This is a genomic window from Chryseobacterium sp. Marseille-Q8038, assembly GCF_965111995.1.
Genome location: NZ_CBCOPN010000001.1, coordinates 1 through 16,759, shown reverse-complemented (window position 1 = coordinate 16,759; position 16,759 = coordinate 1). Strand labels below are relative to the sequence as shown.

Here is a 16,759-nt window from a genome sequence, read left to right as displayed (position 1 = left end):
TCATGACCAAGGTAACTTTACGGTATAAACCGATAAGTAAAGGACGACAAAGTCTGTATTTAGAAATTTATCCTCCTATACAAAGTGAAACCACAGGAAAGCTGCTTAGAAAACTTTATCTTAAAATGTTCATCTACAACAGCCCAAGATCTGAAGCTGAAAAACTCCATAATGAAGAAATTAGCTCTTTTGCTGAACGTGTACGTCTTCAACGACAAATTGATGTTCACAGTACTGACTATGGTTTTTTGAATAAGACAAAATTCAACTCCAACTTTATTGATTTTTTCCAGGCAGAAGTCGATAGCAAATCAGGGGCAATGCAATGGAGTATGGCTGTTGCCTATTTTAAAAAGTTTGCAGGTGAAGTCTTTTTGTTTAAACACCTTAATGAAGCCTTCTGTGAGAGCTATAAAAAATACCTATTATCCTCTCCTGCAGTTGGACGTTCAAAAATAAAGATTCAAAAAAGTACTGCTGCCACTTATTTTTCAAGATTTAAATCCGTTCTTAAAAAAGCCTATAGAAACAAATACATTTCGGCAGATCTGGGAAATTTTACTCATAATATCAAAGTAGATGATACGCATAGGCCCTATCTTTTTAAAGATGAATTACAAAGAATGGCTAATGCTGATTGTAATTCCTCCATTGTCAAGAAAGCAGGACTGTTTTCGGCATTAACAGGCCTTCGCTATTGTGATATTGAAAGTCTAAAATGGAGCGATATACAGGGAAAATCCGGCAATTACTATATTTTATTTAAGCAGAATAAAACAGGAAAGGCGGAATATTACCCGGTGTCCGATGATACGCTCGAATTATTGGGTCTTCGTCGAGAAGATGATGTAAAAATTTTTGAAGGACTGAAGTACAATCTTGTAATCAAATATCTTCCCGGATGGCTTAACAATGCAGGAATAAAAAAGTATTTTACATTTCATGGTTTTCGTCATACATTTGCCACTCTACAGCTGTCATCAGGCACGGATATTTATACAGTCTCAAAATTATTAGGTCATAAAGATGTTAAGACCACTGAAGTGTATGTGAGAATTGTGGATGAATTGACCAAAAGCGCCTCTGAAAAAATCAAATTGGATCTGAATAATAAATTCTAATAGTTCTGGGATATAGAAAGATAGTTTTTTTAACTAAGTGATACTTTCCAAAATCTAATATTATTTATTAAATAGTCCATATATTTATAAACTAAAAGAGTCTTTAATAGACTAATATTTTTAGTAAATTAGCAGACAATTTTCATTTTTGAGTAAATTCCATGACTATAACATATCTTGTTGAGAAGTATCATGCAAATAGAGCAACCTATTTAAGAGCGGATTATAATGAAACACAGTTGCGTGTAGATTTTATAGATCCCCTTTTTGAGTTGTTAGGCTGGGATATAAAAAATAATCAAGGTAAGTCCACCAATGAAAGAGAAGTACTAGTCGAAGAAGGTCTCCGTGCAGATATAGATAGCAATACAAAAAAACCTGACTATACATTCAGACTCTTTGCCGAAAGAAAGTTCTTTTTAGAGGCAAAGAAACCACATGTGAAAATAGATACTGATCCTGCTCCAGCAAAACAGATCCGTCGTTATGGATTTACTGCCAAACTCAAAATATCTGTTCTCTGCAATTTTGAATATCTTGCTATCTATGACTGCTCTCAGCTTGTTGACAGCAATGACTCCGTCACAAAAGCGCGGATAAGTCTCTATCATTACACGGAGTACGAAGATGCTTTTGAAGACATAAAAAAGCAATTGGGGCATGAAGCTGTTTACTCGGGATCTTTTGATGATACGTGGAAAAACATTGAACAACAGATCAAATTGCATGGTGTAGATGACTTATTCCTAAAACAGATCAACGAATGGCGATTAATACTTGGCAGAGACATATATGCCAATCAAAATCAGCTTAGTGAAGTCGAATTGAATGATATTGTCCAAAGATATATCAACAGCATTATCTTTTTGCGTGTCTGCGAAGATAGAAACCTCGAAGTGTATAAAACTTTGCTTCATTTTGCGACTGAAGAGAATTATAATGCGTTGATTGACTTATTTCATCAAGCGGACCGAAAATATAATGCCGGGCTCTTCAATCATCCTTTGACCGCAGCAATAATCACCAACAATAGCTCGGCTTTCTGGACAATAATCAAGCAATTATATTTTCCAGAAAGTGTCTACTCGTTTGCCGTCTTCTCTTCAGATATTCTCGGTAATATCTACGAAATATTCCTTGGCGAACAGCTCAAAATAAAGGATGGCGAGATAACACTTGAAAAAAAACCTGAAAATATTGACAGGGATATTGTAACGACACCTACTTTTATCATTCGTGACATACTCGCCGAAACTGTTACGAAACATTGTGCTGGTAAAACAGATGTCGAAATCTTCGATTCCACCTGTGCTGACATCGCCTGTGGCTCTGGCGCATTTTTATTGGAGACATATCAATTGCTCCATGATACTTTAGTCGATTATTATTTAGTGAATAATCCAGCAGAATTAATTCAAACAGGTATCAATATTTATAAGCTTAAGTTTGAGACGAAAAAGAAGATCGTTACCAATTGTATTTTCGGTGTTGACAAGGACTTTAATGCGGTGGAAGCTTGTAAGTTTGGCCTTTTGCTCAAACTGCTGGAAAACGAGGATCATAATACCATCCCTACTCCTGCCTTGCCTAGTCTCGACAGTAACATCTATTTTGGAAATAGTTTATTAGACAGCTCTGCAACATCACCTGCTAATGAACGGGACATAAATCCTTTTGATTTTGGTGCTGCAAAATTTGATGTGATTATAGGTAATCCGCCTTATATGGCTACGGAGCATATGAAACAATTTACACCTTTAGAGTTGCCACTGTACAAAACGCTATATTCGTCGGCCTACAAACAGTTCGACAAATATTTCCTATTCATTCAAAGAGGTTTTGATCTGCTTAAACCAAATGGAACATTAGGTTATATTGCACCAAGTAAATTAGCAAAAGTTGGGGCTGCGAAAGAGCTCCGAAAATTATTGGTAGCCAATAGAGCCATTTACAAAATTGTCGGATTTGGTGCTAACCAGCTGTTTGAGGACAAAACAACATATACTTGTCTGCTATTCCTAAAGAAAGCTGATCAACCAAATTTAAGTTATCTAGAAGTTCAATCGTTAAAGAGTTGGCGCACGAGAAATATAGCACCTGATAACTATGATATAGTCGATTTTAATAAACTCGATGATGAAGGTTGGGTACTTATCCCGGGTAATTTAAAAGCTACATTTGAATCAATAGAAAAACAATCGGCGACATTGGAGACGTTGATAGGCTCAGAAAATATCTATAACGGTATTCAAACCAGTGCCAATAACATCTATATACACAATGCTATCCGTGAAGATGACAAGTACTATTATTTTCAAAAGGATAGTTTGGATTGGCAAATTGAAAAAATACTGACGCGGCCGTACTTCAAGACAGCAAGCGGTCGAGACAATCTTAATACCTATCGCCCATTTGCACCAAATGCTTTTGTTATTTACCCTTATCTAAAGATTGACAACAATATTCATTTTGTAGAAATCGATCAGTTAGAAAATGATTATCCCTATGCTTTTGCCTTCTTAAATCATTATAAGGAAATGCTGAACAATCCAAAGAGGGATATCAAGCCTACACCTGAAACGGATAATGAGTGGTATCGCTATGGCAGACACCAAAGCTTGGATAAATGTGACGTACCTGCCAAAATTATTGTCGGAGTACTTTCGCAGGGTAACAAATATGCGATTGACTACTATGGCACACTGATTTCTTCGGGGGGAACAGCAGGCTATTGTATGATTACTCTACCTGACAATTTTCAGTATTCGATCTATTATATCCAGGCGCTTCTGAATTCTAAATATCTAGAATGGTTTTCAGCACTCCGAGGTGAAGTCTTCAGAGGTGGGTATATTGCACGGGGAACAAAAGTATTGAAACGTCTTCCGATCCGAAGGATTAACTTTGCAGACGCAACAGAAAAAAGATTACACGACGAAATTGCCGCTACGCAAGAAACATTGATCCATCTGCAAGGTGAGATCGATAAAAACAATAGTAATCAGCGGGAGCTTATTCCCTTGCAACGTCGATTTGACAACGAGAAAAAGAAATTGGACGCTACTTTAAAAACATTATATAACTTGGGAGAACAGGACAACCTGATCCCTTTAATTTCGGAATTGTATGCAGCTCATTAAAAATGCCACCGAGGAGAAGTTGAGGGGTGGCTTTTATACACCGAACCCTATTGCGGCCTTTATGTTAAGATGGGCACTCAATGGTCATGACGACTTGGATATTTTAGAGCCAAGCTGTGGTGATGGTGTATTTTTGGAAGAAATAAGAAACGGCGGTTACCAATACAACTCGGTAAAAGCTATTGAATTTGATGAAATCGAGGTCGAAAAGGCCAGAGATATTGCACTGAATAATGCAGAAGTAATTCATGATGATTTTCATAATTTCTGTATCAATACTGATCAGCGTTTTGATGTTGTTATCGGAAATCCGCCTTATATACGCTATCAATATTTTAATAAACAACAACAGGAATATGCTGCTGAAATATTTGGACGTGCAAATCTAAGATATTCCAAACTGACCAATGCCTGGGTATCATTTGTTGTTGGATCTTCTCTCATACTAAAGGAAAATGGAAAGATTGGCTTTGTGCTTCCTGCTGAAATATTGCAGGTCTCATATGCGCAGACATTACGTGAGTTTTTAGCGCATTATTATAACAAGATCAATATTATCTCTTTTGAGAAACTGGTCTTTCCTGATATACAGCAGGAAGTAGTACTATTACTATGTGAAAAGAATGATACGGATACTCACTTAATCGAACACCTGGAATTGCGCGATGCTGATGCGCTTCAAAATCTGGATATCAACCTACTTGAGAGGCCACATAAGCGGATTGATTTCAGATCTAACAAATGGACCTTTTATTTCTTGGATCAGGAAGAAATAGATTTTTTAGAAGATTTACAAGAGGAGGCAATTATTCCAAAATTAGGAGAGTTTGCAAAGGTGGAAGTAGGTATCACAACCGGAGCAAATCCGTTTTTTACGGTTCCGCTTTCAACGGTAGAACAATATAACCTGGAGCAATATGCTAGACCGCTTGTTGGCAGAAGTGTACAAGTGCCTAGTGCGATCTTTACCGAACAGGATTGGCAGCTCAATCGTCAGATGGAAGCACGTACACACTTACTCGCTTTCCCAAAAATGCAAGACTTAAACGGTTCTGTCGGCGCGCGAGAATATATTGCCCAAGGAGAAGAGCAAGAGATCAATAAGGGCTATAAATGCCGTATCCGTGAAGAGTGGCAGATAGTACCTTCTCTTCGCGTATCTGATGCACTTTTTATTCGCAGGAATAATATCTATCCGAAACTTATCATTAACGAAGCCGGAGCCTATACAACGGATACTATGCACCGTGTAACGGTTCTAGCGAATGCAGAGATAACCGCATTGACAGCCAGCTATTATAACTCTTTGTCGCTGGCATTTGCTGAGATATGTGGCCGAAGTCATGGTGGCGGAGTCTTAGAGCTGATGCCAAATGAGGTTGAAGAAATCCTATTACCTTACCATGCCAACAACGCAGAGCTGTTGCCTGAAATAGACCGTTTGATAAGAGCTAGAACGGATATCCGAGAAATCCTAGAAATAACAAATCAAAGGATCCTTCGCGATAATTTTGGTTTCACTGAGGCCCAAATCAAATTAGCCGATAGCATTTGGCAGAAACTGTCATCAAGAAGATTGAACAGAGGGAAATAGAAATATAGCAGGCGTATGTTATCAGCATCTATAAAACAGTAATTATGACTTTAAAAGATTCGATTTTAAGAAGTTTAGAAGAAATTGGCGGTTTGACAAATTATCAGGTGGTTTGCCAACATATCATCAGCAATAATTATTACGATTTTAGAGAGGCTCTTACTCCTGCATCTACTGTATCTGCACTGCTGGGGAATTTTATCCGCGAGGGGGATATACGTGTAAAACGAATCAAACAAAAGGGAGGTGTATATTCCTATTACCTAGCAAAAAATGAAATGCAGATACAGCAAAGCCAATTGGAAGGTGAATCTGTCGCTACTGAAAAAATAAATGCTAAAAAAACCTATACTGAGAGGAGCTTACACAAACTATTATCCAGCTATCTAAAATCGTCAGGGGTTTACACTAAAACGATTTTCCATGAGCAATCTAATGCCAAAGACAACAATCAAGTCTGGACACATCCAGACATGGTAGGAATAAACTTTTTAAAGCTTAAGAGTTCTCATAGTCAAAACTTATTGAAATCCATTAATAAAGCCGATACTTTTAAGCTGCGTGCCTATGAACTAAAAAGGGAGATAAATAGCGACAATGATTTAAAGAAAGCCTATTTCCAAGCTGTATCCAACTCAAGCTGGGCAAACTATGGATATTTAGTTGCATTTGAATTTGGAGATAGTCTTCATGATGAAATAAACAGACTCAATCAATCATTTGGTATTGGAATTATTGAGCTCAATGCTAACCCTTATCTAAGCAAGATCCTTTACCCAGCACGCTATAAGGAGATTGACTTCAAGACATTAGACAAACTTTGTGAAATGAACGCTGAGTTTGGCAAGTTTATAGAACATGTGGAAAGATTCCTTTCTGTTGATGATCGTTATTATAGTGCCACTGAAAAAGAATTTGATAACTATTGTGATACTGTATTTGAAAACGACACCGAAGTTGAGGAATACTGTATCAAAAACAAAATCCTGTTTGAAAATCAAGTTTTGTAATATAGGTATACAGTTAATTTAATTATCCTTAAAATAATTGTATACCTCACTCATTTTACAATAGAACACAAGGTTGGCCAATTGGAGTTAAAAAAGAAGTTAGTTTTCTAGCTCTAGTCACCGCTACCCTTAATACAAGTTTGTCCTGTTCGATTCGCTTGGGGTCTGGGTTAACAATGGGATTATATAATTCCTCCCAAATAATTACTTCATCAAATTCCTTTCCTTTGGATTTATGAAGATTCATTACAAATATCCCCGAATACTTTCTATTAGTCATGGCAAAATGTTCTTGAGTAAGAGCCTCTTCAACGAGAAAGGAAGCCATCTGGTAGGATTGGGTAGTTCTCCAGTTTTCACTTAGTTTTTCCAATAGTATTGCTCCCTTATTAAGCAATCTTAAATAAAGTGCATCCTCATAGATACATCTTAAAATTTCATGTTTGGAATCCTGAAAAAGATTCCTCACGAGAAGCCAGTCTTTGTCAGGACTTCCGGTAAATATGATTTTATTTCGGTCTGTAATTATTTTTTGAATATCATCTATAAGAAGTTTTTTCTTTGAGCCTACTATCTTATCACCATGTTTGTAAGATTCCATAAAAGCGATTGATTTTAGATCAGCTTGACTTATTTTGATACCTTTTCTGCCTTTTATATGTTGTATAATACTTTGAATCAAAGCTCTTATGTTCCAATCGGTGACAGGCTCCATAACTTTTGCAATAACTGAAGCCGCAAGTGAGGGGCCTTCAGGGTCGATGATGACTTCATGAAATATTTTCTTTGAATTAAGGTAAGAGGAAATCTTCAGAGTGTCACTTTTTCTTTTCACCAAAATAGCAAGGGACCAATCGTTATTATCATAATTATTCTTACGTTTAAATGCGTCTTGTATTTTTAGAAATAATGGTAGCTTTAAATCAGACCTATAATATTTATATTTTATTACGTGTACATTCTTATAGGTTTTACCTTTATTTTGACCGGTTAGTAAATCATCCCCAAATTGAATAATATCTAATCCATTGCTCCTGTTATTTTCTTTTCCCAGATCGACTTTTAGTCCATTAAAATGAGAATTATATTCAGGAATTCTTTTTACGGAGGCGCCTCGAAATTCAAATATTCTTTGATTAAGATCAGCTAGTGCCATTATTTTAGAATTTCTTCCCAGAAGTTTTATAATATTCCATTCATTTGAATCTGTATCTTGGAATTCGTCTACAATGATATAGGGATAGGTATCAGAAATAATTTTTTGAATCTTTTCTGACCGTTGCAGTATTTCAGCCACTATTTCCGCAAAAAGGTCAAAACAAATTATTCCATCATCGTTCAAAAGCCTATGCTTATAAGCTTCCGCCTCTTTTCGATCTTGAAAACCCGCGATTTCGGCTGCAAAATTATGAGGATTTATTAGCTTGAATTGTCTGTGTTTGTTTAACAGGTATCCATAGGATTGGATGATGGACCAGGCAAAACCGTGATAAGTATTGATTTCGAGCTCCTTCTTCTCCATATTATTTAACAGAAGTTTTGCCTGTTCATCAATTCTTGAAATAGTCGCCCTGGCAAAGCTTAAAAATAAAATTTTCTGATTTTTATTCAAAAGCCCCTGTTGAAATATGGAATGCGCTTTTAATAATGCAAGGGTTGTTTTCCCTGCACCTGGCCCACCTTCTACTAAAATATGTCCTTGATAGTTCAATACAGATTCCCTTTTTTCGCAAATAATCATAAAGCCATTTTTGCTAAATTAAATCCAATATATTTTTGATTGTCACCAAGAAACCACGAATAGTTCCAGATATCTGATCCTCATTTTCACATAATTCTATAAGTTCCGAGGAACCTCTACTTGCTTTTGACTGTTTAAAATAACGGTCAAGAAATTTCTTGATTTCAACTGGATCGTTTGGGTCATTTGCTGCCGTTAAATTCATGGGAATCTCATCGTTCTCTATAAGTTGAAGGTAGAATTGAGTTAAAACTGAATCATCTGTTTCTTCTAATAAGAGATCCTCGATCCCTTTGTAAGGAATCTCAAAGCCGCATAGGACATTATCTTCTATTTTTTTAAGGTTTTCTGGTTTTTGTTTATCAAAAACAGCAAACACATCCTTGCCGAGCTTTTTAAATAGCTCGCCAAATAGAGGAATATTATTTTCCGATTCAGCATTAAAAATAGCGATACCCATTGCTTCCAAGGATGAATACTCAGCCGGATTAATTTCGCTTAATCGTCTTGCAATGGCAGGGTACAGGATAGATTCGGTACTTCCTTCTGCAATCAATATCCGTTTGGCCAAAAGAGCCTCCGCAAAACCTGACCGGAATTGTGCATTATAATTTTTTGGCCTGACGTGTTTAGGAAATGATATAAAATCACTTCGTTGTTTTCCTGCATCATCTCTTTTTAGAAGGATAATCTGCTCTGGCGCAAATTCTTCTAGGACAAATGGTGAATGGGAAGTAAATATTGCCTGGGTTGATTTCTGGCGGATATGATGGATAATTCGTTTTTGTGTATAGGGTGGAATGGCAATCTCCGGCTCTTCCATCGCAAAAATCACTGTTTTTTTTGCCTCTGCTATCATCGAAAGTAGTGCTAGTACCATTGTATTCACTGTTCCAGTTCCTTGATGATGAAAAGGAGCATTATATCCACCTTTTCCAGTAGCTAAAAAAACAGTTAAAGTTTTTCTTAAATGTTCCCGTGTTAGATCAGAAACCTTAAGGATTGGAGCTTCTCCCCAATCTGCCGGAACAAATTCTTTTAGAGCTTTTTGGACATCTGATAACACATCTGAAATACCAAGTTTAGGATCTGCGGCAACTTTAATTTCCCGAAGTTGTTCAAGCAGACTTTCCCACATTTTTGGTCTTAGCTCTTTGATCCTTAAAATAATATCTAGAAGTGAGCCCCTTTCCATACTTAAGGCTCGTGAACCCGTTCGAAGTGCTCTTAAATACAAAAAACCACATTCTCTTTTATCACTTTTCGTAAATTTTGATAATGTACCATCTTGTTTTTCTATTGAAGAGAAAAAAGTTTCACCAACAAAATCATCTTCTTCGATATCATACCTTCCAACAAACTTAACCCGTAATGCACTTAAAATACTAGGTTTATCTATATTGTCAATTTCACCTTCAACTAATAATTTTGATTTTTCGGTATCCCAAAATTCTAGATAAGCATTAAACCTTCTTGATTGTTCCTCTTCAAGGTCAGTCAGAATTACTTCGATCTGGATTTCATTAGGGTTTTCTTCATTTGGCATATAAATCCCATTGTAAAAATCATGTTCATCGATTACGGGGATTCTATTTAATCGGTCTGGGCCAAGGACAAGATCAATGGCTTCCAATACGGTAGATTTCCCTGCATTATTATCTCCAATTATTACATTATGTCCATTAAAAAAAATTTTAGAATAAGAAATTCCTCTGAAGTTCTGTATTTCAACTAAAGCTAATCTCATGAAATTTAAAATCGGTTAAGTTTTCAGTTAAGGTACAACTTATTTTTAGAACTTTTGAATCTGTTCCCAATTCTTACTTGTTATTATTCTGAAATTTAGTAACTTTGATATAGTTATTAATAGTTAGAAAAAATACAAACCCTATTTACCCCTCTTGGTGAATTAAACTATTGACTGTCAAGATGATTCACATTTTGTATCGATCCTATAAGAGAAGAGCTACTGAGGCTTCGAAAGGAACTTGAAGAAACAAAGTTAGAACGTGACATCTTAAAAAAGGCGGTAGGCATCTTCTCCAAGAGAGACGGGTAAGATATAAATTTATCAAAGAACACGCTTGTGTGTTTCCTGTCGGGAAGATGTGTGAGGTATTAAAGGTAAGCAGGAGCAGTTTCTATCATTGGAAGAAAAGAAAACCTACTATGCGATCAGAAAGAAGAACTGTTTTATCTGCGGAGATCTTCAGTATCTATCATTGGAGCCGTGGCAGATATGGGAGCCCCAGGATTGTCAGGGAACTGGAATCAAAAGGGATAAGAGCTTCTCGCCCTTTTGTAGCAAAGCTGATGAGAGAAAGAGGTTTGAGAAGTATTGTAAAGAAGAAATTTAAGAAAACCACCAACTCTTCTCATCGATACCCTGTTGTAGAGAATTATCTGAATCAGAATTTTCAGGTTAAAAGCAGTAAAGAGGTCTGGGTCTCTGACATTACCTATATCCGAACAGGTCAGGGCTGGTTGTATCTCACAACGGTCATTGATTTATATGACAGAAAAGTTATCGGCTGGTCATTAAGTGAGACGATGAAGGCTCAGGATACAAGTATTGCTGCCTTGAAAATGGCACGGCTTCACCGTCCTTTACAGGATCATGATAGTTTAATTTTCCATTCGGACAGAGGGATACAATATGCCTGCACAGAATTTACGTCAATAGTCGGAAAAAACATTACCCGAAGTATGAGCGGAAAAGGAAATTGTTATGATAATGCTGTAGCGGAGAGTTTTTTCAAGACTCTGAAAACCGAACTTATTTATCAAAATAAATATGAAACTAGAGACCATGCTAAAAACTCTGTGTTTGAATATATAGAAACATTTTATAACACTCAGAGAAGGCATTCGGCTTTAGGGAATTTAACCATAAAAGAGTATCAAAATTTAATGTCTAATCTATCTAAAAATGTAGCATAAAGAGTATATAAATTTTGTCTCAAAAATAGTTGCAAGTTCATTGGCCGATGATAAAGATCTTCAATACAAATACGTGCTAGAATGTAGCGCCCCCCAATGCATAGTACTCTGTGAAAATATCGATTTTTTAAAGCGTCCTACATTGGCCAGAGCCAACCAGATAGAGCTATGGTATGCAGGAGGTAAAAATGTTACCAAGTTGGATTATGCAAATACAAGAGGACTACCCATCTATTACTCCTGTGATTGGGATTATGATGGCTTGTATGTAATTTACCCTTTAGTGAAAGAAAAAATCCCCAGCATCCAATTACTTACTCCCAATGGATCTCCGAAAGGGATTGAAGAAACAGAACATAATAGTAAATGGGAAAATATCAAAAATAAAAATATAGACACTGTGTTAACTCCTGAACAATTGAGCATTATGAATGATTTAATCCGATGCAATCAATGGATAATAGAAGAATCAAATGATTTAATAGATATGATGAGAAAATAAATAGCTTTATTTTATGTCATTCAAAATACTGTAGCTACTTATTTTTCAAGATTCAAATTTGTTCTTAAAAATCATACAGGAATAGTTAGTCCTACTATATTTTAAACCTGACTGGCTTTTCTTTGCTGACTTCTTTCTTTTATAGTATCAACAGCCAGATAAACCACAGGAATCATAATCATTGTTAGCAGCATAGAGCTGGTCAGCCCACCTATCAGTACCCAAGCTAATCCGTTTTTCCATTCTGCTCCTGCTCCAGAGGTTTACCCATTCAAGGCGCTTTTTTACCTCATTTTTCATTACTGCTGATTTATGTTAAAACTGGTAGTTCTACCATCATTTTAACATAAAATTATTGAAAGGATCTATATGAATCCCACAAATTACTCAATAATAATTTATTGAAAAGACAACGCTCAAATGTTTTTATCCTTCTTCAGGTTTTCAATAAAATAGGAAGGAGTGAAACCTGTTATCTTTTTGAAATGGATTACAAAGACCTGGCTGGAAGCAAAGCCACATTCCTCTGCAAGGTAGGTAATCTTATATTCCCTGTAACGTTGGTCTTCTACGAGCTTATGGGTGATATAGCTGATCCTTAACCCATTTATGTAATCATTGAAACTTTTTTCTCTGTGGATTTTAATGATCTCTGAAAGATATGTAGTATTAGTGTTCAGTTGCCCTGCCAGATAAGGCAAGTTGATATTCTTCTTCAGAAATTTACCTGACATCTCAAACTTATCCAGCTTTTGTAGAATGGATTTTGCTGTCTCATCGGTAATGCTTACAAGTGATTTGCTTCCATTCTCGTTACTCAATTTCTGAAACTCTTTACGCTCGGCTTTCTGAGTGTTTTCTTCTCTTATTTTAGTGATCAGTTCATCATATTTTTTGTGGGAGAGTTTACTTTTTCTTCTCCAGTATGTCCAACCCGTCAAAGTGAATACAAGAAGGATCACCGCAGAAACTATAAATATACTCCTCACGGTATTCGTTTTTTCTTTTTCTTTATTCTCTATGATTATTTTTACAGGAGTATTAATCCCTCTTTTTTCAGCATTTATTATACTGTCATTGAGTTTCATATAAAAATCGGTATATTTCTTAGCATTTTGTTTATCACCTTTTGCTTCGCTAGCTCTATATAAGATTTCAAAAAGATCTCTTCTTACCTCTGGTAAATGACCTTCTTTTTCAAGTACAATCCCTCTTTGGGCATATACCATACTGCTGTCATATTTTTTCTGACTAAGGAAAAGCTTGGCCATTGAAGTGTGCGCCATAAGCGGAACAGGATTATTAAATTTATACTTTTTACAAATCACTAAAGCTTTATAGAAATAGTTCTGTGCTTCCTCTGTTTTTTTCTGCCGGGAACTTGTAGCTCCTAAGTTTACATAGATATTAGATAACTGCGCATTTTTTCTCATCGCAATATTCTTATTTGTCTCACTTAATTGTTGGATTGCCCATAATTGCTTTAGGTAATATTTTTTTACCTCATCCAAATTGGGAGCAGATTCCCCTTTCATTGTTTCAACATATGCCAACCCGTCATATATTGCACTCAACGTGTAATATCTTTTGTCTTTATCTTCAATCTTTAGGCTGTGTTTTAATGCTCTATTCAAACAATTTTCAGATTCATCGAGAAGACCTAAATATGAATACGAAGATGCTAGATTTGAATAGTTTGCAGAAATAAAAAACTCATCTTTTATATTCTTGACCAATTCCTCATTTTCTTGACCTAATAAAGTCGCCTCTTTGTATTTTCCGCTTCCGTTAAAAGCTAACATCAGAAATATATTGCAGCGGAATACACCATAATCATAGTCAATTTTTTTTGCTTTTTGCTTCGCTTTTTGCGCCTCTTTAATGAGCAATGGAGTATTTCCGGAGAACTCTAATTGGCTAAGTTCGCGGATTTCTTTTTTTTGAAAGCTATATTCCGCTTTCAATTGTTCTTTATTAGTATTAGAGCAAGAAATTCCGAAAATCAGTAACAATAGAAAATAAAAGTTTTTAGACATAATTCTTAAATCTGTTTAATACAATTTAATATTTTTTTCAATTTTATATACAAAGAGTAAATGTTCTCATAATTCTGGAAAATATTTATTAAGCAGATCCATTTTCTTGCTGTACTGATTGCAGACTTGGGGTAAAAAGAAAAAGACAGGGAATACATAGAAAAATAATTTCATGAAAAAATAAATTAGTAAGTTGAAGTTATTTCATTTGGCAATACAAATGTATAGATTCCTTTCTCTTTAAGTAATATTTTTAATAGAATATTTTAATTATTTATTCCAATCTTTTTCAAAAATAACTATCTGATTAATTACTACTTACGCTATAAAAAACACTTCACACATATTTCTATCAATTTAAACCAAATTACTTAGCATAAATTAAATATTGCTTCCATAATTGTTTTGCACCAACTAGGAAACCTCAATTACATTTGCGTCATAAATCATGAGAAAGAACTTAGTCTATTACCTTTAACCCTTACCCCTCATTCAGGTCTTACTACAACTTTCATAAGTAACTTTAATATTTGATTAAGCAGGGAGATCATACCTTTCCTGCTTTTAAAAACAATAACACAATCAATATAGATCAACCCTTAAAACCCAAATCAAACATGAAAATTTATTTATTCTTAGGAGCTTTAAGCTTCTCAATGCCTCTCTTCTCTCAAGTAGGTATTAATACTGAAACTCCAAAAGCCACACTTGATGTAGTGGGAAAACCAACAGAACCTACTGCCCTAGATGGCATCCTCGCACCAAGGCTTACAGGTGATGAGTTGGCTACCAAAACGTATACCACAGCTCAAACAGGGGCCATTATCTATGCTACAGCATCAGCAGCTTCCCTTTCTGGACAGGTAGTAAATGTAGATGCAGCGGGCTATTACTACTTTGATGGATCAGTGTGGCGGGTATTCACTGGATCGGGGCCGTCTAGTACACCAGACATAAATATCTATAAAGACAATGGCACACTGACATCGGATCGGACTGTCACACAGGACGGAAAATTTTTGAGATTTTCAAACATACAGAATACAACTTTCAATAATGGGACTGGTGGATTAGTTCAAAGCTCAGGAAGTGGAAGTAGGGCTTCAATAGGGTTAACAAATAATGGAGCTAGTCAATTTCAGTTGTATTCCGACACCAATAGCGCTACGCAGATGTATGCTTTGGGTGCTTCTACTGCACTTAATATAGGAACACATTTAAATTCTGGATCGGCAGCGCCGATTCGATTTATCACAAGCGCAGGAGGAGGTGCTGCGGGGAATGAAAAGATGATTATTACAGGAGGGGGAAATGTGGGTATAAGCAGTAATACCCCTACAGAAAGATTTGATGTTAGTGGCATTGCCCGGTTTAGAAGCCTTCCACTAAATGGTGCTGCAAATGCTATCTATACAACCCCTGGAGGTACAGCATCTACTACCCAAAACCAAACTTTTACTGCTGCCAGAACAGTAGTTGCAGATGCAAATGGTGTGCTTGGATATGTTGAAGGAGTGCCAACAGATGCAGGAACATCAAAAGTACTTGTACTTGCAAATGCACCAGGAACACAGAATGTGCAAGGGCAATTTATTCCTAATGCTGCCATTGGTCAGTTTACAAACGAAGGCCTCGATATTCATAATGCATGGACGAATAATGTTTTTACAGTTCCATCTGGTATGGATGGAGTCTACATAATAGTCATGCAAAATTCTAATAGACATACAAGTACGGGAACAGCAACACCTACATGGCATACAGCGGCGTATTATGAAAGAAGTACTGATGGAGGAACAAGCTGGAATACAATGATAAAACATACTTATTCTGATCTTGCTGGTACTATTGTAGACAATGGCAATACTTTATACTGGACAGGATTTTTAAATTCCGGAGACAGAGTAAGGGTTCGTTTCAGCTGTAATGCTACTACCAATAATATTGTAGACTACGGAGGTATTTCCATCACTAAACTGGCTCAGTAAGGCTAAAATAAAATTGTTAATTTACAACCTAACCATTAAAAGTAAGGAAGAAGTGATTTCATTACTTGTCTTTACTTATAGCCTCTTTGTATGGTTATTTATCAATATACTGCCCGGTAAATTAGGACTAGCCAACTTCAATGTCAGTATTTCAATGAAGGACGTCACAGAAAGTGTTCTTATCTATTTGGGTATTCCTTTTCTGACCGGCTTCCTAAGCTGATATATCTTAGTTAAATCAAAAGGTATAGAATGGTACAATAGAAAATTTGTACCCACAATAAACCGCAGTTGATATGTTGGCTCTAGATAAGGATGATGTAACGGATTGTTTGATGGGTACCGGAATTAATTACCCAAGCAAAATGCATTTCAGGAATTTCGTGAACATGACGGATTTCTTACATGTAGAAACGACGAGGGTCAAAATACGCGGATAAATGCAGCAATGATCACCAAAATACATCCGAGTAATTGGAGGGATTCAGATTATTGGATTTTTGAAAATGAAATGGCAATACTTCCTATAAATTTAAGGAATTCATCACTAGTCACCAGATTTATTCAAGATGGTATAATTTATAGAACCAGCGGGAAATCCTTTAGTGATATCATTGTTTACTGAAATGATCTTACTGACATTGAGATCGATTTGAAATGTCTTTTCAATTATTAATGAGTTATTTT

9 protein-coding genes and 3 pseudogenes are annotated in these 16,759 nt (G+C 35.9%); 8 read left to right on the top strand and 4 right to left on the bottom strand.

The features are described 5' to 3' along the window. Nucleotides 1–2: 2 nt before the first annotated feature. The 4 genes from ACWPWS_RS00060 to ACWPWS_RS00045 all read left to right on the top strand — a co-directional run bounded on the left by ACWPWS_RS00060 (nucleotide 3) and on the right by ACWPWS_RS00045 (nucleotide 6,865). Entirely contained in the window at nucleotides 3–1,121 is a 1,119-nt protein-coding gene (locus ACWPWS_RS00060) for a site-specific integrase (protein WP_454045018.1), read from the top strand. 161 nt (nucleotides 1,122–1,282) lie between these two features. Beyond that, complete coding sequence (locus ACWPWS_RS00055; RefSeq protein WP_454045017.1) at nucleotides 1,283–4,261, top strand: Eco57I restriction-modification methylase domain-containing protein; 2,979 nt, start codon at nucleotides 1,283–1,285, stop codon at nucleotides 4,259–4,261. Further along, nucleotides 4,248–5,855, top strand: a complete 1,608-nt coding sequence (locus tag ACWPWS_RS00050) for an Eco57I restriction-modification methylase domain-containing protein (protein WP_454045016.1) — start codon at nucleotides 4,248–4,250, stop codon at nucleotides 5,853–5,855. Before ACWPWS_RS00055 ends, ACWPWS_RS00050 begins: the two co-directional genes overlap by 14 nt. A gap of 44 nt (nucleotides 5,856–5,899) precedes the next feature. After that, nucleotides 5,900–6,865 carry a hypothetical protein gene (locus ACWPWS_RS00045; protein WP_454045015.1) on the top strand — a complete coding sequence of 322 codons (966 nt, stop codon included), beginning with the start codon at nucleotides 5,900–5,902 and terminating at the stop codon, nucleotides 6,863–6,865. Nucleotides 6,866–6,920: 55 nt separating this feature from the next. Here the strand turns inward: ACWPWS_RS00045 and ACWPWS_RS00040 are convergent, their stop codons facing one another. Next, nucleotides 6,921–8,606, bottom strand: coding sequence for a UvrD-helicase domain-containing protein (locus ACWPWS_RS00040; protein WP_454045014.1), 1,686 nt, complete (start codon nucleotides 8,604–8,606; stop codon nucleotides 6,921–6,923). 13 nt (nucleotides 8,607–8,619) lie between these two features. Further along, nucleotides 8,620–10,353, bottom strand: a complete 1,734-nt coding sequence (locus tag ACWPWS_RS00035) for an ATP-dependent nuclease (RefSeq protein WP_454045013.1) — start codon at nucleotides 10,351–10,353, stop codon at nucleotides 8,620–8,622. 281 nt (nucleotides 10,354–10,634) lie between these two features. On the opposite strand from ACWPWS_RS00035, the pseudogene ACWPWS_RS00030 reads away from it, so the two are divergent. Then, nucleotides 10,635–11,546: pseudogene (locus ACWPWS_RS00030) on the top strand (IS3 family transposase); the annotation flags it as partial. Between the two features lie 40 nt (nucleotides 11,547–11,586). After that, nucleotides 11,587–12,048: a hypothetical protein gene (locus tag ACWPWS_RS00025; protein ID WP_454045012.1), complete on the top strand. Its 462-nt coding sequence runs from the start codon at nucleotides 11,587–11,589 to the stop codon at nucleotides 12,046–12,048. A gap of 101 nt (nucleotides 12,049–12,149) precedes the next feature. On the opposite strand, the pseudogene ACWPWS_RS00020 reads toward ACWPWS_RS00025, so the two are convergent. Next, nucleotides 12,150–12,308, bottom strand: a pseudogene (locus tag ACWPWS_RS00020) (efflux RND transporter permease subunit); the annotation flags it as partial. A gap of 156 nt (nucleotides 12,309–12,464) precedes the next feature. Beyond that, entirely contained in the window at nucleotides 12,465–14,084 is a 1,620-nt protein-coding gene (locus tag ACWPWS_RS00015) for a helix-turn-helix domain-containing protein (RefSeq protein ID WP_454045011.1), read from the bottom strand. A 617-nt stretch (nucleotides 14,085–14,701) separates the two neighbouring features. On the opposite strand from ACWPWS_RS00015, the gene ACWPWS_RS00010 reads away from it, so the two are divergent. Continuing rightward, nucleotides 14,702–16,072: a hypothetical protein gene (locus ACWPWS_RS00010; RefSeq protein WP_454045010.1), complete on the top strand. Its 1,371-nt coding sequence runs from the start codon at nucleotides 14,702–14,704 to the stop codon at nucleotides 16,070–16,072. Between the two features lie 76 nt (nucleotides 16,073–16,148). Beyond that, a pseudogene (locus tag ACWPWS_RS00005) lies at nucleotides 16,149–16,358 on the top strand (arsenical-resistance protein); the annotation flags it as partial. Nucleotides 16,359–16,759: the final 401 nt, after the last annotated feature.

Bases quoted from the DNA above. Each gene is read 5' to 3' on its own strand.
- ACWPWS_RS00060 (WP_454045018.1), top strand. From the start codon at position 3: ATGACCAAGGTAACTTTACGGTATAAACCGATAAGTAAAGGACGACAA.
- ACWPWS_RS00010 (WP_454045010.1), top strand. From the start codon at position 14,702: ATGAAAATTTATTTATTCTTAGGAGCTTTAAGCTTCTCAATGCCTCTC.
- ACWPWS_RS00015 (WP_454045011.1), bottom strand. From the start codon at position 14,084: ATGTCTAAAAACTTTTATTTTCTATTGTTACTGATTTTCGGAATTTCT.
- ACWPWS_RS00050 (WP_454045016.1), top strand. From the start codon at position 4,248: ATGCAGCTCATTAAAAATGCCACCGAGGAGAAGTTGAGGGGTGGCTTT.
- ACWPWS_RS00045 (WP_454045015.1), top strand. From the start codon at position 5,900: ATGACTTTAAAAGATTCGATTTTAAGAAGTTTAGAAGAAATTGGCGGT.
- ACWPWS_RS00055 (WP_454045017.1), top strand. From the start codon at position 1,283: ATGACTATAACATATCTTGTTGAGAAGTATCATGCAAATAGAGCAACC.
- ACWPWS_RS00035 (WP_454045013.1), bottom strand. From the start codon at position 10,353: ATGAGATTAGCTTTAGTTGAAATACAGAACTTCAGAGGAATTTCTTAT.
- ACWPWS_RS00040 (WP_454045014.1), bottom strand. From the start codon at position 8,606: ATGATTATTTGCGAAAAAAGGGAATCTGTATTGAACTATCAAGGACAT.